The sequence below is a fragment of the Lewinellaceae bacterium genome (genome assembly GCA_020636135.1).
In the GTDB taxonomy this organism is placed as follows: domain Bacteria; phylum Bacteroidota; class Bacteroidia; order Chitinophagales; family Saprospiraceae; genus JAGQXC01.
Genome location: JACJYK010000001.1, coordinates 3,464,725 through 3,490,244 on the forward strand (window position 1 = coordinate 3,464,725; position 25,520 = coordinate 3,490,244).

15 protein-coding genes are annotated in these 25,520 nt (G+C 48.4%); 10 read left to right on the top strand and 5 right to left on the bottom strand.

Translation table 11 applies throughout. The annotated features are described in order from the left end of the window. Positions 1-34 precede the first annotated feature (34 nt). Entirely contained in the window at positions 35-1,402 is a 1,368-nt protein-coding gene (locus H6570_13375; protein MCB9320268.1) for a serine hydrolase, read from the bottom strand. 93 nt (positions 1,403-1,495) lie between these two features. On the opposite strand from H6570_13375, the gene H6570_13380 reads away from it, so the two are divergent. The 5 genes from H6570_13380 to H6570_13400 all read left to right on the top strand — a co-directional run bounded on the left by H6570_13380 (position 1,496) and on the right by H6570_13400 (position 9,258). Next, positions 1,496-2,014: a class I SAM-dependent methyltransferase gene (locus tag H6570_13380; GenBank protein MCB9320269.1), complete on the top strand. Its 519-nt coding sequence runs from the start codon at positions 1,496-1,498 to the stop codon at positions 2,012-2,014. Between the two features lie 1,068 nt (positions 2,015-3,082). Further along, positions 3,083-3,694 carry a TetR/AcrR family transcriptional regulator gene (locus tag H6570_13385; GenBank protein ID MCB9320270.1) on the top strand — a complete coding sequence of 204 codons (612 nt, stop codon included), beginning with the start codon at positions 3,083-3,085 and terminating at the stop codon, positions 3,692-3,694. Positions 3,695-3,728: 34 nt separating this feature from the next. Then, positions 3,729-5,057: a TolC family protein gene (locus H6570_13390; GenBank protein ID MCB9320271.1), complete on the top strand. Its 1,329-nt coding sequence runs from the start codon at positions 3,729-3,731 to the stop codon at positions 5,055-5,057. A 38-nt stretch (positions 5,058-5,095) separates the two neighbouring features. Continuing rightward, positions 5,096-6,154, top strand: coding sequence for an efflux RND transporter periplasmic adaptor subunit (locus H6570_13395; protein MCB9320272.1), 1,059 nt, complete (start codon positions 5,096-5,098; stop codon positions 6,152-6,154). Positions 6,155-6,174: 20 nt separating this feature from the next. After that, entirely contained in the window at positions 6,175-9,258 is a 3,084-nt protein-coding gene (locus H6570_13400; GenBank protein ID MCB9320273.1) for an efflux RND transporter permease subunit, read from the top strand. A 39-nt stretch (positions 9,259-9,297) separates the two neighbouring features. Here H6570_13400 and H6570_13405 read toward each other — a convergent pair whose 3' ends face one another. Next, the gene (locus tag H6570_13405; GenBank protein ID MCB9320274.1) at positions 9,298-11,232 is read right to left on the bottom strand and encodes an alpha-L-arabinofuranosidase; all 1,935 of its coding nucleotides are present in this window, start codon (positions 11,230-11,232) and stop codon (positions 9,298-9,300) included. Positions 11,233-11,518: 286 nt separating this feature from the next. On the opposite strand from H6570_13405, the gene H6570_13410 reads away from it, so the two are divergent. Then, positions 11,519-15,979 (top strand): helix-turn-helix domain-containing protein, encoded by a 4,461-nt coding sequence (locus H6570_13410; protein ID MCB9320275.1) that lies wholly within the window; start codon positions 11,519-11,521, stop codon positions 15,977-15,979. Positions 15,980-16,498: 519 nt separating this feature from the next. Here H6570_13410 and H6570_13415 read toward each other — a convergent pair. Then, entirely contained in the window at positions 16,499-18,874 is a 2,376-nt protein-coding gene (locus tag H6570_13415; GenBank protein MCB9320276.1) for a glycoside hydrolase family 3 C-terminal domain-containing protein, read from the bottom strand. 77 nt (positions 18,875-18,951) lie between these two features. Between H6570_13415 and H6570_13420 the strand changes: the two genes are divergently transcribed. Further along, positions 18,952-19,704: an NUDIX hydrolase gene (locus H6570_13420; protein ID MCB9320277.1), complete on the top strand. Its 753-nt coding sequence runs from the start codon at positions 18,952-18,954 to the stop codon at positions 19,702-19,704. A gap of 49 nt (positions 19,705-19,753) precedes the next feature. Here the strand turns inward: H6570_13420 and H6570_13425 are convergent, their stop codons facing one another. Beyond that, a complete protein-coding gene (locus H6570_13425) occupies positions 19,754-20,881 on the bottom strand; it encodes an AhpC/TSA family protein (protein MCB9320278.1) in 1,128 nt (375 codons plus the stop codon). A 266-nt stretch (positions 20,882-21,147) separates the two neighbouring features. On the opposite strand from H6570_13425, the gene H6570_13430 reads away from it, so the two are divergent. Both H6570_13430 and H6570_13435 read left to right on the top strand, forming a co-directional pair. Next, a complete protein-coding gene (locus H6570_13430) occupies positions 21,148-21,438 on the top strand; it encodes a hypothetical protein (GenBank protein ID MCB9320279.1) in 291 nt (96 codons plus the stop codon). Positions 21,439-21,754: 316 nt separating this feature from the next. Then, positions 21,755-23,014, top strand: a complete 1,260-nt coding sequence (locus H6570_13435; protein MCB9320280.1) for an IPT/TIG domain-containing protein — start codon at positions 21,755-21,757, stop codon at positions 23,012-23,014. Positions 23,015-23,072: 58 nt separating this feature from the next. Here H6570_13435 and H6570_13440 read toward each other — a convergent pair whose 3' ends face one another. Further along, positions 23,073-24,578: a T9SS type A sorting domain-containing protein gene (locus H6570_13440; GenBank protein ID MCB9320281.1), complete on the bottom strand. Its 1,506-nt coding sequence runs from the start codon at positions 24,576-24,578 to the stop codon at positions 23,073-23,075. Between the two features lie 217 nt (positions 24,579-24,795). Between H6570_13440 and H6570_13445 the strand changes: the two genes are divergently transcribed. Further along, entirely contained in the window at positions 24,796-25,494 is a 699-nt protein-coding gene (locus tag H6570_13445; protein ID MCB9320282.1) for a response regulator transcription factor, read from the top strand. Positions 25,495-25,520: the final 26 nt, after the last annotated feature.

The following is a 25,520-nucleotide window of genomic DNA, read 5'->3' on the forward strand; positions in this document are numbered from 1 at the left end:
AGCTGCAGCTAGCGGTCCTCCGGACCGCCCGTCCCTATTCCCATTTCGCAAACCATAAATTATCCACGCCACCACCGGTCATCCGCATACCGGATAAATTCCCCTTCGCATCGCGCTCGAAAGCGACCGTCCAGCCTCCCACATCAAAAACATCCTCACTCTCCGGCTTCATAACAAATTCACCCCGCCGGAAATGCCACAGGACCAGATGGTCGCCGGCATTACGCACTTCATAATTCGTCTGCAACTCGGGACTGAAATAATTACCCGCATACGCAGCCAACGGTTTCGCAAGCACGAAGGGCGCCTTTGATTCCGGCTCCATGACCGGAATGGGATCCAGCGATATTTTTCCAACCTCTGTAGCTACCACCTCCAGAATATCCCGGATCGGAATCCCCGGCGTGTTGGTTTTCACCATGATGCCCAGATCCTGGTCCGGGAAAAACAGCAGATGTGCGCGGTATCCGGCACTACTACCGGTATGACCAAAGGCATGCTGACCGCGGTAGTTACCCACATCCAGCGCTAAGGCATAATCTATGGTATCACCATTATTCAGGATGGCTGGCACTTTCATTTTTGCAATGAGTCGTGCATCACCGACCACCGGGTCTCGGTAGTTCGCCAGCCACTTCATCATATCATCCAGTGTGGTGTACATGCCACCGGCACCCTGTACAGTGCTGTTATCATAAATCTGGACATACATTCCATCCTCCTTACCATAGGAGGTAGCCGTACCAGGAAACGCTTCACCGCGATGATCCATGATGTAGGTATGGTCCATCTTCAGTGGCTTAAAGATGTTGGATTGCATGTACGATTCAAACGGCATGCCGCTCACCCGCCTAATGATCTCGGCAAGGAGCATGAACGCCGTATTGCAATAGCTGTAGGCATCACCGGGAGCGAAATTCAGCTCGGTAGAATGGGTTACGAGGGTAAGGGCATCCTCCTGCAGGATCCCATCTCCGGGGCGGTAGCCCGCTATTTCCTGGGTGCCGTAGATCTCACGGATCCCATTGGTATGGTGGAGCAGGTCGATGACGTGAATAGGATTTCCGAAGTCGGGTACTTCCGGGAGATACGTCCGGATATCTGCATCCAGTCGTACTTTTCCATCACGCTCAAGCAATAACATCGCCATCGCCGTAAATTGCTTGGCCACCGATCCGATGTCGGATACAGTCTGAGGTGTGAAGGCAATATGGAAATCCAGATTGGCCAAACCATAACCCTTCGAAAAGACAACCTTACCATCATGGAGGACTCCGATGGCGCAACCGGGCCGTTCATTGTCCGTGTATCTGGCCATCAGGGTGTCCAGTCGATAATCCAGATTGGTTTGGCCGAAAGCCATTTGGGCAATTAACAGGAGCAGGAAACTCTTCCAATTCATGATCAATCTTTTATTCCTGTTGAAAATAGCATTTTCGGACACGAATCATCAAACTTTGGCCTAAAGCATTTGTTGGTCGGGGAAAGGTTTAGCGTGACATTTGAACAAGCCTTACAGTTACTGCGGGGATCCTGGTATCCTTCAGATCCTTCCAGATGGATGGACCTGGGGTGTGGTGATGGATTTTTCACGCGGGCACTTGCCAGGCAGCTCGCTGAAGGTAGCTGGATCTATGCCTGGGATCAGGATGCACTTGCCCTGCAACGCATTCCGGAATCTATTGACGGAATTCACATTGATAAACGGGTTTGCAATTTCATCCAGGAACCATTTCCGGTTAAGCCTGTTCATGGAATTATTATGGCTAATGCCCTGCATTACGTACCCGACCAGGTAGATTTTCTGAATCGGTTGCGTCAGACAATCCAGCCGGATGGGGTGTTGCTCACCATCGAATACGACCGGATTCAGGCCAATCCCTGGGTTCCCTACCCTGTTCCTTTTTCAAAATTAATGTCAATAGCCCGGCAGGCTAGCTGGGCCACGGTCCAAAAGAACGGTACGGTCCCATCCCGGTATGGGCCGGAGATATATGCTGCAATCCTGCAATGACCAGGATCCGGAATGCTTGGTTATTGGGTGTTATCGGAACCTTACCGCGTTGTATCCGGCCAACGACAAAATCTATCTTTTATAGTCCGTGCCTACAGCACTCATTGATTATTGTTGGCTATTCAGCGGATTAAAATCCGCCGCTATAAAATGGCCCGAGCCTATGGCTCTGTTCTATTCTATACTTGTTGGATCCTTGACAATTTCCAGCGTCAACGTGTATTAACTACCGATTCCTGCAGACGAGATTGGACCGAATTAAATCACTGGGTTTAGTCCGATGGCGCTTATTCCGGGTAGGACACCTCCCCTTGAAATGATCATTTTAAACCGTGCCTACAGCACTCACTGGTTATTGTTGGCTATTCAGCGGATTAAAATCCGCCGCTATAAAATAGCACGAGCCTATGGCTCTGTTCTATTCTAAACTCGATGGATCCATGACAATTTCCAGCGACAACGTGTATTAACTACCGATTCCTGCAGACGAGATTGAACCGAACTAAATCACTGGGTTGAGTCCGATGGCATTTATTCCGGGTAAGACACCTCCCCTTGAAATGATCATTATATGCCGTGCCTACAGCACTCACTGATTCTCTTGGCTATTCAGCGGATTAAAATCCGCCACTATAAAATGGCCCAAGCCTATGGCTCTGTTCTATTCTAAACTCGATGGATCCTTGACAATTTCCAGCGTCAACGTGTATAAACTATCGATTCCTGCAGACGAGATTGGACCGAACTAAATCACTGGGTTGAGTCCGATGACATTTATTCCGGGTAGGACACCTCCCCCTGAAATGATCATTATATGCCGTGCCTACAGCACTCATTGATTATTGTTGGCTATTCAGCGGATTAAAATCCGCCACTATAAAATGGCCCGAGCCTATGGCTCTGTTCTGTTGAATACGCAACCTGACTTAAGTTTCCTATAAGCAACCAGGTGCAGCATTCTGTGCCACTCATTGGTAACCAATCAAACCAATTTTCAACATTTTTCAGGGAGGTATTGACTTTACTAAACACTGTTCATTATATTTGCAGTGTTAAGTATATTGTGCTATGGGTATTAGTGAACGCAGAGAACGGGAAAAACAAGAACTCCGGGAGAAGATCCTCGAAAAAGCAAGGGAGATCCTGATCAAAGAAGGTCAGGACAACCTCTCCATCCGCAACATCGCCACGGCCATCGAGTACAGCCCGGCAACCATTTATCTCTATTTCCAGGATAAAGACGAAATCGTCTACGAACTGATGGAGATGGGTTTCGAGAGGATGACCTCAGAACTGCAAAGTGCATTTGAACTATCCGATCCAGTAGAGCGGATCCGTCGCATCGGCCAGGGTTACATTGCTTTTGGACTGAAAAATCCTGAATGGTATGACATCATGTTCAATGCCCCGCAACCCATTCAACACCTGACCCGCTGCCAGGAAGAATGGGGATATGGTAAGCAACTTTTCGATTTTTTGATCAGTAGCTGTGAAGCCGCAATGGACCAAAGTCGTACTCGCAGACAGGATCCGCGATTGGTAGCACTGCATCTGTGGAGCACCGTTCACGGCCTGGTTAATCTTTCCCGCTCCCAGCGATTGGAAATGGTCGAGCAGAACAATAACGATAGCCTGATCCAACGCACCATGGAATCCATGCTGCAATGCATCTTCCAATAAAATTTTTTCGATCAAACTGAACACTGTATATTAAATGAACATACGTAATTCACTTCCGGTTCTCCTGATCAGTGTATTGGGCATCACCCAACTTCCTGGCCAGGATTTCAGCGCCCTGATAGCGACCTGCTGGGCCAATAATCAGCAGCTTAAAGCCCACGATTTCCAGTTGCGACAGGCTGAAGCGGCCCTTAAAGAAGCACAAGGACTCTATCTACCCAACCTGTCCTTCGGCACCCAGTACACCCTTGCTGCCGGCGGACGGGCCATCGACTTCCCCGTCGGTGATTTGTTAAACCCGGTATACAGCACCCTCAATCAGATTACCGGAAGTCAGCAATTTCAATCGCTGGAGAATCAGTCCATCCAGTTTCTTCCCAACAACTTTTATGACGCCCGCTTTCGTGTCCAGCAAGTTTTATTTAATCCGGACCTGGCCATCAACCGCGCATTAAAATCCGCACAGATCGACCTAAAACAACTGGAGATCAAGGCCTATAAACGCGAACTGAGTAAGGAGGTCATGAATGCCTATTTCCAGTGGCGCCAGGCCGATCAGGCCATTTCCATCTTTCAGGAAGCGGACACACTACTGGTAGAAGCAGCACGCACCACCCAGAGCATGTTGCGAAACGGAATTGCACTGCCCTCAGCCCTCTCCCGCATCGAATCCGAACAGGCCAGCTTAAAAGCTCAGCAGATTGATGCCGCAGCGAACGAAGAAAATGCCTGGGCTTACTTAACCTACCTCCTGGGTACAAATGAAGAAAGAGTGAATATCATCCTGGATATGCCGGATTTGCCAGACTCAATGTCAAACCCTTCCGGAGCCCGGGAAGAGCTTGCCCAACTGGATCAGGCCATCGCCATGCAGCAGCTGGCCTTTGAAAAAGAAGACCGCTTCTATCAGCCTCGTCTCGGAGCTCAATTAGACATCGGCTCACAGGCATTTGATTTCAACTGGGCTCCCTATGCCCTGCTCGGTGTGAGCCTGACCTGGAACATCTATGATGGCAAGCAACATCGTTATCGTCAGGAGCAGGCCCAGGCGGCGGTAGATGCGCGGATCCAGCAAAAAGCATTTGCCAACGATCAGATCGAATTGCAGAAAAAGGTCGCCGCCAACAATCTCCGTTCCGCCATCCTGCAAGCCAAAACATTTCAACCAAGGATCCGTGCAACCGAAAAAGCCTACCGGGAAGTCTATCGAAAATACCAGGAAGGAACGGCAAACTACCTCGAATTGCTGGACGCGCGAACTCAGATCACCCAGGCCCGCATTGCCAATTCATTGGCCCGGTTCATGGCCTGGTCCAAATGGGCCGATTACATCTATGCTGCTGCCTCTTATCCTATTGATTAATCCTACAGCCAACTCAAACCATGCTAAAGCATCATCCAATGAAAACAAACGTACTATTCCTGTATGCATCTTTGGCATTAGCCATTTCATGCACTTCAAATCAAGAAGAAAAACCTGATGTCACACGTCCGGAGAATCCCGTCGAAACCGGCATTTATGTGAAGACTGAGCCCGTTTCCCAGATAGAAGAAATACCTTCCGTATCTGTCATCGGTATCATCGTCAGTAAGACCGACGCCAAACCCTCCTTTAAAACCGGAGGCGTGATTGATAAAACCCTTGTCCGGGAAGGAGATGCCGTCAAACCAGGCCAACTTTTGGCTACCCTGATCATGACCGAAATTGATGCACAGGTCCGGCAAGCTGAAGAAGGACTGGCCAAAGCTCAGCGGGACTTTGATCGTGTATCCAGTTTATTTGCCGATAGCGTGGCTACACTGGAGCAAAAGCAAAATGCCGGAAGTGCATTAAAAGTAGCAGAAGAAACACTCTCGATCGCCAAATTCAATCAAAGCCACAGTGAAGTACGGTCTCCGATCGCCGGCAGAGTGATTAAGCAGGTGCTACACCAGGGTGAGATAGCCGGTCCCGGAATGCCGGTATATGCCATCATGGGCATTGCCGACAAGGACTGGCGCATCCAGGCCGGACTGACAGATCTAGACTGGGCACGGGTAAAAATTGGTGATAAGGCAACCGTCACCATGGACGCCTACCCCGGAGAGTTGTTCACAGCACGGATCAGCGATAAAGCCAGGCTTACCCAGGATGCCAGCGGCACCCTGAATATCGAGCTGACATTCACGGATCAACCGGCCTCACTGGCAGCAGGTATGACCAGCAAGGTACTGCTTACACCAGCCATACAAAATACCCAGACGACGATCCCGGTTGATGCCCTGGTTGATGCAAATGGCAGTCTAGCCACGGTCTTCTCCATCTCCGGCGGTAAAGCTGTAAAACACCAGGTGACCATCGCCCGCCTGCTGGGGGACCGCGTGGTCGTCTCCAGTGGTCTGGACGGCATAGATGCCGTGGTTACCATCGGCTCAATCTACCTGGAAAATGGCGATGCAGTTATTCTGGCCAATCAATAACTCCCACAAAACGAACACCAATGAATTTCAATAAATTTTTTGTCCAGAACTATCAGTTTACCCTGATCCTGTTCTTAGCTGTCCTGCTACTCGGCATCAATTCATTATTCAACATGCCGCGGAGCGAAGACCCTCCATTTAATGCCCCGATGTTTTCGATCATCAGCATCTATCCCGGCACCTCGCCGGCAGATATGGAAGAGCTGGTCGCCGATCCCATCGAAGAGGAGCTCTATAAGCTGGAAGACATCAAGAAGATCACCACGACGATCAATGACGGATTGCTGGTCATGCTGGTTGAATTCAACTATGGCGTCAATGTGGATACCAAGAACAACGATGTCATCCGGGAAATCAACAAACTACGCAATGACCTTCCCGATGGTATCATCCGCCTGGATGTAAACCGGGCTGCCAGCAGTGATGTAGCCATCCTGCAGACAGCACTCATGTCCGAGACTGCCAGTATGGAGACCCTCAATGATCATGCAGAACAACTTGAGAAGGATCTCGAGCGGATCAAGGACATCAAATACGTCAAAATCCAGGGCGTCCCGGACCGGACCATTAAGATCGAACTGGACCTGGAACGCATGGCCTCGCTGGGTTTGGGCCTTAACCAGGTCATTGGTTTGATCCAGGCCAACAACATCAATATTCCCGGTGGAGACATCGATTTGGGAGACCGCAAATACAACATCAAAACCACAGCGGAGATCAAGGATATCGAGGTATTGAAAAATACGGTCGTACGCACAACACCTACCGGCGCAATAACCCATCTTTCCGACCTGGCTAACATCTATCTCACGGATGAGGATCAGGTTCACATCGCCAGGCTAAACGGTCACCGCGCCATTTGGGTAGTGACTGCCATGAAGGACGAACGGAATATTGTCTCTACGCGAAGCCAGATCCAAACCGTTCTGGACCAATTTTCACAGACTCTGCCCAAAGACATTCACATGGAGCAGGCCTTTGACCAGGAAGCAGGTGTACGGAAGCGTCTGGATGGTTTGGGGCGTGATTTTGCCATTGCTATTTTCCTTGTATTGCTGACCCTTCTACCACTTGGAACCCGTGCTTCCCTGGTGGTGATGATATCCATTCCATTATCCCTGAGCATCGGCCTGTTTTTGCTCGACCTGTTGGGTTATACCCTGAATCAGCTTTCCATTGTGGGCATGGTCATCGCACTGGGATTGCTGGTGGACGACAGCATCGTCGTCGTAGAAAACATTGAACGGTATATGCGGGGAGGTATCTCGGCTAAGGACGCAGCTGTCTCAGCCACCAATCACATCCTGGTGGCTATCCTGGGCTGTACCGCAACCTTGCTACTGGCATTCCTGCCCCTGGCTAATCTGCCGGAAGGGTCCGGGGACTTCATCCGTTCCCTCCCGATGGCGGTGATGCTTACGGTGCTGGCCTCGTTATTTGTTTCATTGACCATCATACCTTTTCTATCCAGTGTCTTCCTCAAAGCCCATGAGCAAACCAGCCATCAGCAGGGAAATATTTGCTTCCGGGGATTTAAAAAATATGTCAATAACCCCTATCAGCGTTTGTTAGGGTGGTGTGTTAAGCACCCGGTCATTGCTCTGCTGGCTGCGGCTGCCATTTTCGCATCCTCATTTTTGATCATCCCTCACCTGGGTTTTAGTTTATTTCCGTCCTCTGAAAAGCCCATCATTATTGTTGACGTGGAGACCGAACCGGGCAGTAATCTGCTGCACACGGACCGGGTGGTCCGTAAGATTGAACAGAAGCTGCTACAGCAGCCGGAAGTGGCAAGACTGGCCTCCAATACCGGAATGGGTAATCCCAGGATCTATTACAATGAATTTCAGAAGCAGTCCTCGGATAATACCGGTCAGCTGATTGTATTTATGGATGACAATACGGAAGTACCGGAGATCGAGCATTTTGCCGATGTGCTGCGCCGGGAATTGACCGGGTATGCCGGTGCAAAGGTTGAGGTGCGCCGTTTCCAGCAAGGCCAACCCATCTCAGCTCCGATTGAAATGCGCATCATCGGGGACAACCTGGATACCCTGGAAGCGTTGAGTGAGCGTGTGGAACAACTGATGCGCCACATGGAGGGAAGCCTCTATGTTAAAAACGACCTGAAATACCAGAAAACCGAATTAAAGGTCAACATTGACCGTGACAAGGCCGGTTTATACGGATTGACCAGCGCGGAGATAGCCAAAACCATCCGGCTGGCTATCGCCGGGCTTGACATCGGTGAGATTCGGACGGCTGAAAGTGATGAATACACCCTGAACGCCTCCATCCGCCAAAACAGCGCCAATGCACTGGAAAACTTCGACCGAATTTACGTCACCTCGCTTGGGGGCAGTCTGGTACCGCTAAAATCCATAGCAAAGATTACCATGGCCCCTTCCCCTCCGGTCATCCGGCATTTTAACAAGGAACGCTACAGCCTGGTGAGCAGTTTCGTCCAAACCGGATACAACACTGATCAGATGACGGACGCCATCATTGCACGTATTCAGTCGGATGTTCCATTCCCGGAAGGTTACCGGCTGGTAGCGGCTGGTGAGCGGGAGTCCCGGGAAGAATCTTTTGGTGGCATCGAAACCATCATTATCTTGACGGTCTTCGGTCTGCTGGCCATCCTCGTGCTGGAATTCCGCACTTTTAAGTCCACATTGATCGTCCTCAGTGTAATTCCGATGGGTTTCATCGGAGCCATCGTAGCCCTGTGGGTGACCGGAGAAACGTTGTCTTTCGTGGCTACCGTGGGTATTATCGCGCTGGCAGGGATCGAGATCAAGAACTCAATCCTGATGGTGGATTACACCAACTCCTTACGGGAGAAAGGCATGAAATTATACGATGCGGTGATGGATGGCGCCGAAACCCGGTTTTTGCCGATCCTGCTGACCTCGATGACGGCCATAGGCGGGATGACTCCGTTGGTGCTGGAACGCAGTCCTCTGATCAGCCCTCTGGCTATCGTCCTGATCGGTGGACTGATCAGTTCGACCTTACTCAGTCGACTGGTAACCCCGGTGCTTTATTATCTGGTGCCACCAAAAGTAGAGGTTAAGAATCCGGATGCCCGGGAAAAGGCATGACCTGCTGGAAGGGTCAATTAACATATGACATCCTAAAACCTAACGATCGGTTTTAATACGGATAATCGTAAGTGACTGCCCAGCCAGCGATATAGTAAAATCATCACCGGCCACCGGGATCATGGATTCTTCCGGTTTGATGTGTTGTGGATCCGACAATGAATTGAAAGCCAACAGATCCGGGTTCTTGAGTTCGGTTCTGGTGCCTTGCTTAGCCAAAGACCGGGCATTTTTAACCTGGATCGGCACCTCCTGCGGATGATCCTGAATATTCACCAGCGTCAAAATCAATTCACTGGTTTTATCATCCCAGGTAGCCGCTCCATAAAGACCATCCTGACCGGTCATGGGGTTGCCATCCATGTTCATTTTCAGCACATGGGTGCCCCGGTTATTGGCATAGAGCTCCTGCACGTAATAATTAGGTGTGCCATAAGAACTGAGGTTGTCAAACCAGATCAGATCCGGCGTCCACTGCCATCCGTCCACATGGGCAAAGAGCGGCGCGTAGGAACACATCTGGACCAGGTCCGCATTACGCAACAATCCCGTCATAAAAGCTGCTTCAGACAGTGCGCTCCGCCAGTCGTTCTTCTTCAGCGGATCGGTAGCCAGTGGATCATGTGCGGCGTATTCTCCGGCAAAGATCTTCGGACCATTGCGATCGTAGGAATCATAACGTCCCGCGTGATCCAGAAACCACTGCGGTGGCTTGTAATAATGTTCATCGACGAAGTCTGCCTTGGATCCCCGCAGCTCTTCCCAGCCGTATTCAAACATTTCTCCTTCGGCAAAAGGGCCGCTGCCGGACACGATCCGAATGTCCGGATAGCGCGATTTGATCGCCGACTCAAATACCCGGTAGCGGTCAAAATAATCGGTCCCCCATTGCTCATTACCAACACCGATCATTTTAAGATGGAAAGGCTCCGGATGGCCCATGTCCGCCCGGACTTTACCCCAGGCTGAGGTGACCGGCCCATTGGCAAACTCGATCAGGTCCAATGCATCCTGTACATAGGGATCCAGCTCATCCATGGGTACCAGCTCGCCGGTGTTGAACTGGCAGGCCATGCCACAACTCAGGATGGGTAAGGCTTCCGCTCCCAGGTCTTCCGCCAACTGGAAATATTCGAAGAATCCCAGCCCAAAGCTCTGGAAATAATCGGGAGTACTGCGATGACTGAATTCCGTATTCCAGCGGTTGATCAGTGTTGTCCGTTCTTCTACCGGCCCTACTGTCTTCTTCCATTGGTAACGCTGCTCCAGAGTCCGGCCTTCGACGATACATCCGCCCGGAAAACGAACAAAACCCGGATGCAGGTCGGCAAGCAACTGAACCAGGTCATTGCGTAATCCATTCCTGCGACCCTTCCAGGTATCCGCCGGGAACATGGAGATCATATCCAGATCCAGCGCGGAAACCCCATTAAAACGGATGCGAAAGAGGCCTTTGGACTCCGTTTTGGATGCTTTGATACTTGCATGATAGGTATTCCAGTCCTTTCCGTTCAATACCAGTTCTTCGGACCCGATCACCGTGCTGTCGGCACTTAAGAGTTCCAGCGTCACCCGGGGGTTTCCTTCTTCTACCCTGCCTTCCAGACTGACACGATATTCCATGCCTTGTTTATATCCGATACCACGATAGCCTTCATTCATCAGGACATAGCCTTCGTCTGCACGTACCTGAACGCGCAAGAAATGCCCATTGGGTTCCTCATCGCCCTTGTTTATCGCAGATGCAAATCCCGAGGATTGATTGTTGGACCAACGGTTACTGGCAGGCTGCGACCACCCCATCAACGGGTCATCAAATTCAAAAGACCGGTTTTTGATCAGCTCGGCATAGATGCCTCCATCTGCAGCAAAATTGATGTCCTCGAAGAAGATCCCAAACATGGTTGGCTGAATCGTTGAGACCGGATTTTGAACATCCACGACCAGCTTCCCTGTCGCCGGGGCTGATATCATCTCTGATGGTGATTTTACTGATCTGCCTGCATCTATTCCTAAAAATGCCAGGACAACCAAAAGTATATTCCAATTTGACTGTAATCGATTCATAGCAATACGAGAAGAATTTTAATTGAACGGATGGAGCTACTAGCCGGGTCCCATTCTATTGTGAATCTCTAATACATGCCTGGGTCCCCTGCAAAGATTGAAAATATAAGAAGTTGTTCGTGCTTTATCTAACATCTGCTCCAGCAATTGCATCGCCCTGGGCATCCGGGGCCAGGGATAATACAGAAGGTGGATGGCCGATTCCAGAAAACTGGTATTTTTACCTGGAATTCTAAAGACCAATTGGAACCAGGCAGATAGCCTTCCAAAGGCCTTGTTGTGCAGAGGTACTTTTTACATGCGGCGGATAAGTATTCATATAGTACAATTTTTCTTTGTTTTATCACTATTCCTCAGTCCCGGTTGTAATCAACAAGACGCTGTCCTGCCCAAACTTGCCCCTGATCCTTCTCCACAAATCATTCACGGATCCCGGGTTCCGGCCGGACAATTTAAAGCTCCGGTTTCAACAGAAATAACGAGTATCAAAAGGATTCCGGCAGGAAAGCCACTACAGATTCCGGCTAAAAAACAGTACCAGGAAATTACATCCAGGGTTGTCCGAAATGGACTGACCATCCCGGAATCAACCACAAACCACCCGGTCGGGCAAATCATGGCGCCGCCAGTTACAAGCGCTGCGATGATCGATACGGTATTAGCCAGGTTGCCTAAAACAGTTCGCATTGAAGGCATGACATCAAACGATATCAACCCGGCATGCATTACCCGGTTTGGCAAACTGCAGGGCCTGGATGCCTACAATGTGATGTCTGCCATTCAGGACCGTCAGGGCAATATCTGGTTAGCCATATGGAATGGCGGTATCACCCGGTATGACGGCCATCATTTTTATACCTATACCAAAACCGAAGGGTTAAAGGATGACAAAGTATTATCCCTGTGCGAGGATTCGCAGGGAAATATCTGGATAGGGTATTTCGATCAGAGACTCACCAAATTTGATGGCTCCCGTTTCATCCATTATTCATCTCAAGACGGATATGCCGAAAACTATGTAAGCAGTATCTGTGAAGACAGTTCGGGAAACTTGTGGCTCGGTTCTTATGAGTATGGGATCACTGAGTTTGATGGCCACCAGTTCAAGCATTTCAGCCGCCCGCAGGGCTTTACAGACCAGCCTGTCACGTCGATTATCCAGGATAAGGCGGGTCTGTGGATCGGCTCAAAAGGGGGTGGATTATACATTTACACCAACAATGGTTTTACACCGGTAACCAGTCCTTTCATCAACGATACCATCTTTACCCTCCATAAACATCAATCGGATTTGTGGATCGGCACGCAACGTGGCCCGGTTAAACTGAGTGGGCATGATATCACCACCTTCCCAGGCACCCTGTTATCCATGTCAGCAGCTCAGTCCATTGAAGAGGATGAACGCGGAAATGTCTGGATCGGGACATTCCAGGATGGTGTTTACCGGTTAACTGGTCATCAGCTCTATCAGTACACGGAGGAGGACGGCCTGGGAGACCGGTCCGTTCATAGTATTATAAAAGACAATTCCGGCAACATATGGTTTGGAACCTCGGCCGGTTTTGAATTATTCAGTGGTGAACTGTTTTCACATTGGACAACCAACGAAGGTCTGCTGCAAAACGATGTGATATCCATTGCACAAGGCAAAACCATGCGTTGGTTTGGATCTGAAGACGGATTTACAGGTTACGATGGCCAATATTTTTACCAATATGGCGCCTCAACAGGCATTCCCAACACCATCATTTTTTCCATCCTGGAAGACCGTAAAGGCCATCTCTGGCTGGGCACCAATACCGGACTGGTTCTTTTCAACGGCACCCAATACCTCACCTTCCCCCAATTGTCAGATGCCCCGGTTCTCAACATCTATGAAGACAAGGGTGGAAATATCTGGGTGTCTGGTAATGGAGCGACCAAAATCACTTACGGCAAGAGCGACAAGAAAGATACCTTCATCTTCTATGGAATGGCGGAGGGATTGTCGAATGACGAGGTAAAATGCGTTGTCGAAGATGCTGCAGGAAATCATTGGATCGGCACCGACCATGGACTTAACCGACTGGCACCTGATACTAGCCCAGACAGTAGTTTGTTGTACCATTATTCCTTTGAACAAGGGATAACCAATGCTTATATCACCTCCCTATATGTTGACCAAAAAGACCAACTCTGGATTGGCACCTTTGGTGGAGGGTTGCTTAAGTACACTCATAATGCCGGCACAGAAACCATCGTCAGTTATCGTGCAGCCAATGGATTGATCAGTGACTGGGTAAGCTCCATAATTGAAGATGATAACCACAATTTATGGGTGGGCGGGCGTCACGGCATTTGTAAAATCAATTATTCTGCGACCACAAACCCCCAACAGGAGAATATCCACTTCAGAAATTATCAGTACATCAACGGGTTCCTGGGCGGGAGCTGTAATATGCGTGCCATCAGCAAGGATCCCTACGGGGACATCTGGATCGGCACCAGAACCATGGCTACCACCATCCATACCACCGGTGAAAAAATTGAAGCCCAGCCTCCAACCATCGAAATAACCAATGTACAGCTGTTCGGCGAGGATGTACACTGGAGGCAGTTATCCACTCATCCTGAACAGCGGATGGTCCTCGCCAATGGAATTCACCTTGACAAAGATTATCTGCGAGGGGTTAAAAAATGGCGCAATGTTCCGGATCAGCTGAGCCTGAAATACAATCACAATGACCTGACCATTGCATTCACCAATATTACCACCCTGCAAAATGACCAAATCCTGTATCAACACAAACTGGCAGGACTGGATCACAACTGGAGCGCTCAGTCACCAAACCAAGAAGTGCACTTTGGGCCGATCCCTCCCGGCAGTTATACCTTCCGTTTAAAAGCTGTCAACTCAGAAGGATTCTGGAGCCCGGAAATCGACTTCCCATTTGTTATCCGTCCACCCTGGTGGAAGACCTGGTGGTCCTATCTGCTTTATTTTTTACTTTTTCTGACCGTTGCAAACGCACTTCGCAAGTACGAATTAAAAAGGCAGCAGTTGCAACATTCTTTGCAATTGGAAGCGCTGAAAGCTCAGACCCTGGAGGAACTGGACTTGTTAAAAACCAAATTGTACACAAACATCACCCATGAATTTCGCACCCCGCTGACTGTTATCCTCGGCATCTCGGACCAGATCCGGAAAAAGCTCACCCCGGGACTGCAGGATAAAATAGAATTGATCCATCGCAATGGCTGGCATTTGCTGAACCTGGTCAATCAAATGCTGGATCTGGCAAAAATAGAATCGCACCAGATGGGTCTTCAAATGATCCAGGGAAACATCATCATTTATCTGAGATATCTGCTCAGGTCTTTTGAGTCACTGGCCAGTTCGAAAGGGATCGAGCTGACTTTTACCGATAGTGCGACAGAGGTGATCATGGATTACGATCCCGGCAAAATGCTCCAGGTCATTTCAAACCTGGTATCCAATGCCATTAAATTCACTCCTCAGGGCGGACAGGTGAATCTTACCGTCAGCAAACACGACGAAAACACCACTGAGGGAGTCCCATATCCTGAGCTGAGGATCGAGGTATCTGACTCAGGCATTGGAATTTCTCCGGATCAATTGCCTTTCATTTTTAACCGATTTTACCAATCCGACAATGCAAAAACGGTCAAGGGCGAAGGCACCGGCATCGGGTTAACGCTCACACGGGAACTGCTTCACCTGATGCGTGGCTCGATTTCCGTCACCAGCGAACCAGATAAAGGCACTCATTTTGTAATTCACCTGCCGATTACCAATACAGCCGCCTTTGAGTCACCGGCTCCTGTGACCGAGGAACTGACCGCCTTCCGCAATGCCTCCCTGCCGGAATTCCAAAAGAACATCGAAAGCAGCAGTATTACCAATTCAGACAAACCCTTACTGCTGATCATTGAGGACAACGAAGATATACGGACCTTTCTGATCAGCTGTTTAATCCAGGATTACACCATAGAAATCGCCACGGATGGGGCCATAGGCATTGAAAAAGCAATGGCATTGATCCCGGATATTATCATTACAGATGTCATGATGCCTGTCAAAGATGGGTTTGAGGTTACTGAAACCCTCAAAACCTCGATGGCTACCAGCCACATTCCTATCATCATCCTGACCGCAAGAACGACAGCAGAGGACCGTATCGCCGGGTTAAAACGCGGTGCAGATATTTACCTGGCAAAACCATTCTATCAGGAAGAACTTTCGTTGCATGCCCGAAATCTTATTAAGCTCAGGGAGAAATTACATGAGCGTTACCTGGCCTTAAAGGAACCTCCAGCCCAACAAAATGCTGAATCCCATTTTGAAGACGAGTTCATCCTGAGGCTGCGTAACATCATCGAGGACAATCTGGATAATCCGGACCTGTCCATAGAAGATATCTGTAAACGGCTGGCCATGAGCCGGATGCAACTCCACCGGAAGATCAAGGCGCTGACCAATCTTTCCACCTCCATTTTCATCCGTAACATCAGGTTGGTCAATGCCCGTAGATTACTTGAATCAACCGGCATGAATGTATCCGAGGTAGCTTATGCAGTTGGTTTTGATGACCCCAGGTATTTCTCTCGCGTCTTCACCGACTATTTTGGTCATGCACCAAGTGATCTCAAATGATTGACTCCTTCAATTTTTCACCGGATTCCTTTGATAGAACACATTGATATTCAAACACTTGAATATCACGTTACAATAATCCACCTTTTGGTTACAATAGTCCACACCGGACTCATCCTTCTGCCGCACATTTAGGAATTACTGAAGGATAGTAGTAAGTAAACGGTGAAAGGCGGAAGCATGGGAGTCTGAACAGGCGGTTTGAGGGAAATTATTATCCTCGTTCAACCAGCTGTTTTTTGACTATATGATCTGCCAGCGATTGAACATTTGGCCGGTACGTACGATGGATTGAAAACTTGGAGGTGACTGGCAACGACACGTTGAGTCCTCATGCGTAATCAAACTAAACTTGGATCATCCTGCATAACCCCGGGAACCAGGTATGGGCGCCACAGTTAAAGCTATTTTCCTGGTGCCTAAATCGAAAAGAATTGCACACCGCATTAAACGCCTTACCGGTTGATCCGGTAAGGCGTTTTTTACATCATCCAGTATGTCTGCACTGAAGGCTTCCTGCTACTTGGGTGGTTTTACCTCATTGATTTTCCTCTCGGGAGCCATCACATCATGGACCTTTTCGACGGTGATTTCTTTGTCAACTGTGAATGATTTAGTGAGGGCGATGGTCTCACACGAGTTCCCGATCAGCACCTCGTATTTGCCTGATTCAGCGACCCATGCTGATTTACCTTCATCAAATGAGGTCAAGTCGCGTGCGTTCAACCTGATTTGAATAACTTCTTGTTCTCCGGGATTCAGCAGTTTTGTTTTGGCAAACCCCTTAAGCTCCTTCTCTGGTTTGTTCATGCTCTTACCCGGCGCTCTGAGGTAGCATTGAACCACCTCCTTGCCCGGTACATCGCCAGTGTTGGAAACCGTTACCGATACGGTCATCTCATCCATCCAGGTGGAGGAACTCAGGTCCATACCTGACAGCTCAAAGGTCGAATAGGAAAGTCCAAAACCGAAAGGATATGCTACTTTCCGATGGAAGGTCTCAAAATACCGGTACCCCACATAAATGCCTTCTTCGTAGACCACTTCTGACGGTTTTCCACCGAGAATCCCACTAATAACGGTTTGGCCTTCCCCGGGCAGTTCCACGCCGGGAAAGTTGGAAGCGCTGGGTACGTCACTGTAATGGATGGGGAATGTAGTAGGCAATTTCCCGGAAGGATTCACCTTGCCCAGGAGCGCGTCGGCCACAATATTGCCGCCTTCCTGACCTCCCTGCCAGGCCAGGAGAATGCCATCCACCTGGTCCCGCCAGCTTGCTGTTTCAATGACATTACCGATATTGAGGATCACGACGACCTTTTTTTCTGCTTCGTGATAGGCCGCGGATACCATTTTGATCATATCCAGCTCGGCAGGTGTAAGGTAAAAATCACCTTCTTCTTTGCGATCCTGACCTTCACCGGAATTCCGGCCTATGGTGATCAGCGCTACGTCGGTAGTTCGCGCCATGCGGCTGGCTATACCGGCATCCATGGGCATTTCAGGCAATGGGGGTAACATTTCAAAGAAGAATTTTTTCTTCGGCTGCTTCGCTTTTTCGGCATCGATGTAGTATTCGTACATGCCCTTCAAAGAGGTCACGACCGGTCTACCCGCCTTCTCCATCCCTTCCACCAGGGAGACGGTATAGGCTTCATTGACATCACCGCTACCGGTACCCCCAGCAACAAAGTCATACGAGCCTATCCCAAATGCAGCGATGCGGGTCTGACCTTCTGGCAAAGGGAGTGCGCCTTCATTTCTTAACAGCACCACTCCTTCACTTCCGGCCCGGCGGGTGAGCTCAGCATGAGCTTTAAGATCCGGGTTGTCTGAATGCGGCGCTTTACTGAAAGAGGAAGAACGCAGGATGAGATTCAATACCCTCTTTACATTCGCATCCAAAACTCCTTCACTGAGTTCACCTTCCTGAATGGCCTTCAGGATGGCATCCTTCTGCTGTGGGCGTCCGGGCATCAGCAGGTCATTACTGGCTTTCATCTGGGCTACTGCATCGTTACCTCCAAACCAGTCGGTCATCACCAATCCTTCGAATCCCCATTCATCGCGTAGTATGGTTTGGAGCAGATCCGGGTTTTGGGAGGTATAGACGCCATTGACTTTATTGTAGGAACTCATGACTGTCCAGGGCTGTGCCTCACGAACGGCAATCTCAAAGCCCCGCAGGTAGATCTCCCGCAGCGCACGCTGGCTGAGGATGGTGTTAACCGTCATGCGGTTGGTCTCCTGATTGTTGGCAACAAAATGTTTGATGGAGGTTCCTACACCCTGCGACTGTACCCCATTAACCATGGCGGCAGCCATTTTACCGGAAAGGAAGGGGTCCTCCGAATAATATTCAAAATTACGTCCATTGAGCGGATTGCGGTGAATGTTCATAGCCGGAGCCAGCAAGACGTCGACCCCATAGTCCCGCATCTCGGCGCCAAATGCTTTCCCCACCTCCTGGACCAGGTCGGTATTCCAGGTAGAGGACAACATGGTTTCTATGGGAAAAGCCGTACAGTAATATCGTTTGGTGCTGGCGGAATCACGAACTGGAAGGATGCGCAAGCCTGCCGGCCCGTCGGATAAAACTACCGGGTCGATGCCCAGAGGGGAAATGGGATAGGTGTTACCGGCTGCTCCCGGCACCTTCTCCGGAGTGGATACATCAAACATTCCCGGTATACGCATGCCGGTTCCGACGACCAGGCTTGCTTTTTGCTCAATGGTAAGGCGGGAAAGCAAATCATTGATGCGGTCCGTCATGGAGGCAGATGGATCCTCATAAACATCCATCCGGCCGTTTTGGTTAGCGTCCCGGTAACTGGCCTGGCTCTGAAGGCCCAGGCAGCCAAACAAGAGGCTAAAAGCAATTATACTTTTTTTCATACCATTTCTTTGTGTCAATATGACACAATAATAAGATTTTTTAATCATATTTAGGCATCCTTATCAGATCTGCAGCCATGGAATTACCTTTTGAACCGTCACAGTGCCATCCGGGCCTATCCGTGGACTGTGTCATCTTTGGGTTTCATGAGAATGAACTTAAAGTATTATTACTCAAACTTTTACATAACAAGGACTGGGCCTTACCGGGTGGATTTGTCCTGGCTGATGAGGACCTGGACCGGGCAGCTGTGAGGGTCCTGAAAGAAAGGACCGGGCTGGACCAAATCTTCCTCCGGCAATTTCACACCTTTGGCGATTTATCACGGAATTTACCGGGTCATGCCGAAAAACTGGTCCATTCTCAGGTCATACATCCTTCCCTGCAATCCTGGTTTGATCAGCGGTTTATCACGGTCGGATACTATGCACTGGTTGAATACTCACAGGTCGAGGAGCCCCGACCGGACTTCTTTTCCGAATCCTGTCACTGGTTCTCGATCCGGGACCTGCCTGAAGTGATGCTGGATCACCACGATATCCTGACCAAAGCCCTGGAGACCCTGCGTGTTCAACTGAAGTATCAACCCATTGGTCTTAATCTGATGCCGGAGAAGTTCACCATGCCGGAATTGCAGGCGCTGTATGAGACTTTACTGGAAAAGAAACTGGACCGCCGGAATTTCCAGCGCAAGATGCTCAGCTATGACATCCTCATCCGCACCGACGAATTCCGCCAGGGAGGTGCCCACAAAGCCCCGGTACTTTATGCCTTTAACGAGGAGAAATACCAGCTGGCATTACAGCATGGACTAAATACGATCTGGTAAAGGAAATAGAGGTTAATAGCCAGGTAAAGCCAGCTTTTTTTCCCCAGGATTAATTCAGGAATTCACCCAGTTTATCCCGCAGATCCTGACCACGCAATCCTTTGGCCACGATTCTCCCTTCTTTGTCCAGCAGGAAGTTCATCGGAATACCACGAACACCATACAATTTGGCTACATCCGATTGCCAGCCTTTCAACTCAGAGACCTGATCCCAATTCAATTCATCCTGGGTTATAGCGCTCATCCATGCTTCACGACCTTGCTGATCATCCAGCGAGACGCCCAGGATGTTGAATCCTTTGTCTTTAAAGTTATCGAAGGTTTTTACCAAATTGGGATTCTCCACCCGGCAAGGTCCACACCAACTGGCCCAGAAGTCAATCAGGAGGTATTTTCCCCGCAAGGAGGATAGTGACACCGGATTACCCTGTACATCGGCAGCTGTAAAATCAGGGGCAACTTCACCAATTGCCGTCCGTTTAGCAGACTCAAGCAATTCTTTGATATCATCACCCAGTGACGAGTTTATGATGCTGGTATCCAGCGTATTGTAGGCAGCCTGGAATTCATTGATATCGGGATTGTACATGAACGCATTCAAAACTTCCGTTCCCGAAACAAAAGAAGCCGGATGCTTAGCCGCAAAATCAATAATGATCTTCCGGCGGCTTGCTTCAATACCTTCATAAACTTTCAAAAGGCTATCCTGAGCCCTGGTATCTTCCGGGGATAAATTCTGATAAGCAGCTATCAGCGTATTGACCTCATCGTTAACACCGGTCATCAGACCTTGTAATTCTTTGTTGTCATCATTTGTTTTGGAGCCGGTTACGGTTGCTTCATGCAGATCGCCATAAGCACCTACCACTTTAATCGTTGCATTCTCCAGATACAACTGAAGGACATCCGCATACATCATATCGTTCATTAACCGTAGCGTTGCCTGCGTGGGCACATCCACCTTTCCGGTAAACACATAATGTCCATCACCCGATTCAAGGGTATCCATTTTCACACTTGACCCTTCAGGATAAGAAAGAATTAATGAATTCGGATCGTCTCCAGTGATGGTGACTTCCAGCTGGTAGCTGTCTTTCTTACCGGTCTGATTTCCATCCGAGGAACAAGCAGAAAAGAATAATAGAAGGGCTGGTAGTGCATACAAAAGGTGCTTCATAATTTTTATTTATTCGATATATGGTAGCTACAACGAAGGAATCCAGTAAATCGTGCCGCTACACCGAAATTTTTAAGCGCACAAAAGTACTACAATTCCATGATGCTGGCATTGGTCACTTTGAAAGAAAAATAATTCCATGTCAATACATGAAGATTGTTTCATTTAATGGCCAAAATCAAAATAGATACAAAATATTAATTACATAAAATGCTTAAATACCGAATAATAAACTAAATTGAACATTAAATCTAAAAATCAAACACATGGGAAATTTATTACCATTGATCATTCAGTTAATAAGTGGTGCACTGGGTGGTAACGTAGCAGGTTCCTTAATGAAGAAACAATCGCTGGGTACCCTGGGAAACTCCATTGCCGGCATTCTCGGCGGAGGACTGGGTGGGCAGCTATTGGGCATGCTGGGTATGGCCACCGGAAGTGGCGGCATGGATATCAGCAGCATCATTAGCAGCATTGCCAGCGGAGGCGTAGGTGGCGGCGTTCTTATGGCCATCATTGGACTGATCCGAAATGCCATGAATAAGAAGGCTTAATCCGGAATCAGAGAGCTATCAGGGGGTGGTCTGACCATCCCCTTTTTTATTTCCCCTATGAACATGAAAAACCCTATCCGTTCCGGGCCATTCCCAGGCTTCCACCAGCACCCCTTAGCAGGATATATGATGGAGAACCAGGCTAAAAAGCCCGGATGAATCTGACCGGCAATATCACTCCACCTGCCAAACTCTAATTTACTGATAAGCAATAGAATAGCCTTATTTGCCGGGTGAAAAAATAATTTACCCTTCGCTAGAAAATCATTGGGATTCCCGTAATTTGACAGGATAAATCACTTCTAGCATGTAGTATATGGAGGCTCCATTCAACTTCCGCAATGCCATACAGGTCATCCTATTGGTCATCCTTTGTTGCGGGAGTAATTCCTGCAGCAAAGAAGCTCAGGAGCCATTCAGAATAACCAGCTTCAACCCAGAAATGGGCCTTGAAGGTACAGAAGTGACCATACTGGGTGAAGGCTTCTCCGTGGACGTCCCCAATGTCGTAAAATTTAATGGCACACTCGCTATCGTAAGTACAGCCAGTGCCGCTCAACTGGCTGTCACGGTACCGGAAGGCGCTTCCACCGGAAAAATAACCGTAGAAAATAACGGGCGCAAAGCCACATCAGCTTCAGATTTTACCGTCCTTATACCCCCTGCTTCCAAAGCCACTGTAACCAAGCTGGCTGCTATTCCTGCCTACCCTACTGCGGGAGCTGAAGGGGTACGGATGGTGTTAACCGATGCTTTGTACATCACCGGGCCTGGACAAAATATTGTCTATCGGCTCGATCTGACTACACTAGGGGTAGCTTCCTTCCTGAATAATATCACCAGGCCAATTTCCATCAGCTCAGATGGAGACCAGATTTACGTCGGAGCAAGGGATTACTTTTATACTTTCCGGTTTGGCAACCTTACTAAGGCTCCCTATACCGGGACGCTCGTCCAAGGAGTCTATTCCCTGAAACTGGCAAGATCGACGGCTGGGTCAACCTACGATTATGTTTGTACCGATTTCTCAAATGAGATTTATGGTATATCCAACGGTACCGCTGGTGGCAATACGGCTTCAAGCTTTACTGCCACCTTAATAAATGCCCAATTAAAAGGGATACCTAATGATGCTTCAGCCATGCTAGCCACGAACAGCAAAACAATCTACGTAAGTGGAAATAATGCCGTCTGGAAGCTGAAATCCGATAATACCCTGGCGCTGGTGGCCGGATCTCCAGGCCAGGCCGGATACGTTGATGGTAAAGCAACCGATGCCCGTTTTACGGATGGGGGTTATGCCAGGGGAAATGCCATCACTGCCGACGAAAGTGACAATGTATACGTCGCAGACTTTGGTTGTGGTTGTATCCGTAAAATAGATGCAACCGGTGATGTAACCACCGTGGCAGGCAATAAAGACGCTAATGACCGCACCGGAAATGGCAATAAGATGCGCTTCTATTTCGATACCTGGGATATCGCCCTGGCGCCGGATGGCTCACTTTACGTCATTGCTACCAATGATATATCGAGTCAAACCCTTCGCCACGCGGTGTACAAAGTGACCTTCTAAGCTGCAACTGTTCTGTCTGATATACGTCCGTCTTATCCATCCAGAGCCGATCAGGACATCATTCTGCCAAAACCCATTTGATCACCATCCGATCCTGGAGTGTAATAATTTCAATGAAATAAACTCCATTGGCTAATCCCGGATCAGGCCTGTACTGGACTTCGTTCAAACCCGCAGATAAGCGATCGTATACCCGTTGGTGAATTCGCTGACCGCCAAGACTTGTAATGCGAATCACCACCGGTTGCGATTCTGTCATTTCCCAGCGAATGTTTGCTACCTGCCGCACCGGATTGGGGTACACACAATAATTCATTGGGATGTAATTCAATTCACCGCTGGTCGTGGTCGATTCATCCCGGGTTAACAAATAATACGCGAAAACAACATCCGTTTCGAATTCCAGCCTATTCGCAGATGCATCGTATTCAACCTCATCAACTTCAAACCACTCCTGCGCATTATCGTCCCAGAAATTAAGCCGGATCCGGTCTTGTTGTTGAATTCCAGCCCGTACTAATTGCATATCTGTATAATGCAATTGAATGTGCAATTGATTGTTCACCTGCATCCGGTATTGATTCTGTCCCATCAGGTTCAGCCGGTTTTGATTGAACAATCCAACGGTGTAAGCAGCAAGTCCGGGTGAATTGCCCTGGCCAAATGCCGGCAAATTTTGAGGATTGATTTGCAATAATTGACAATACATTGATCCCGGCAGACCCTGATGATGCCATCCAGCTCTGAATAGTATCCGGTTTCCTGTATCGAAAGGTGAATAAACAACCTCGGATTCATCCAGTTGACCATTCATCCACCTACCCTGCCCGTAATTCATCAGCCCATTAAGATCGCGCCAAGCCGCGCCATCCAATAAGATAACAACGATTACAGGGTAAACACTAACATGCACAATAATACCAGCGATTTCAACCGCTTGTCCATCTTCCGGATAGGATATGCCGGACTCCGGCACATACCAGGGAGGGCCAAAATTCAATTTGTAATCAGGCAGTCCATCTGCATCAACATCCAGGTAATACTTCAAATCAAGAAACGTACTGTCTGCGAGCACCACACCCGAAACCACTTCCTGATCCAGCGTGTCCAATAAACAGATCCCTGATCCATCCGGGTAAATCAAACTTAACACAGAATAATCTTCATTCAACTGATTCCAGTAAGATTCATAGGGGTCCCGCCAGAATTCGCCATTTATTTCATACACAAAGAGTGATGGCAAAATACCAACGGCATCCGTATTGACTCCACCTGCTATGGTGACTACTTCGCCATCCTGGGGACGCACAGCATCTCCCTCGGACGGTTCATACCATGAAGGGCCAAAATGGACCTTGTAATCCATAAATCCATCTGATCCTTCATCCAGTAAATAACGGATGTAACTACCGGAAGTATCCACGTAAATGGTTCCAGTTACCGTCACATCCTCAAGAGAGTCCGGATTGGCCAGATTCTGTGACTTTCCCGAAATTGATGTACAGAAGCACAACACCAGGATCAGGCACCAATCCGCAAGCTTAATGATTTTTAATGTTTTCATCTTGCTTAATTTTTATGCCAGTAATACCGGCACATCAACAAATGGAATAAGGAAAGCGAGTATTCCGGATGAGAATTCGGACAAAATTCAATGTATTATTCAATTTACTTTTTAAGCTGTGAGAACGGTCATTTCGGCCAATGATTAATATCATTAACTGATCCCGATCATTTGCGGTCCAGACAGAGGGCGTTATGTTGTGGCGATACGGTGATTTATGCGTCATAGTATACTCTTTATTTACCAGAACAGGCTGATTTTTGAAGCACTCTCACTGCTCCTGGCAGACTCCTTAAGCTATCATATTAAAGGACTTCGATTCCGGTCAGATGACAATTTCTGGTCCCAGCCAATTTTGAAAAAATTCGATGTAGTTATTGCAGAATTCAGTGTTATTAATGAGGCATTATTCTTAACCATAAAAAATGGATTGATTTCGATCCACGAACAACAACTGCTGATAATTACCGGGCACCTTGAAAATAAAATGGGCGAACATTTGATCGCATCAGGTGTAGACGGGATCATATTGACCGACTGTTCCAGTGAATATTTTTTACGTGCCGTAGAAAAACTTTGTCTCAATGATCAATATTTCTGCGGACGCATTATGCAGGACATGGTTCAGTCCGGTCTCCATAATAAAATTTTTAAAGGCATTCCACTCACTACCCGTGAAGTAGAGGTTTTAGAACGGATCATTAAGGGCAGGCCAAATAAATTAATAGCCAATGAATTCAATATCAGCGAATCCACCATAAAAACGCATCGCAAAAACATTATGTCCAAATTAAACGCTGATAATTCGATCACCTTGTTATACAATGCATTCGAAGCAAATTTCATTTCCGAAAGTGAAATTCCATTGTGTAAAAAATGCAAGCACCGGAATCCATTTAAGCATTCAAAAAATTAATTTCTCTACCTAAAAAGTTGATCCGC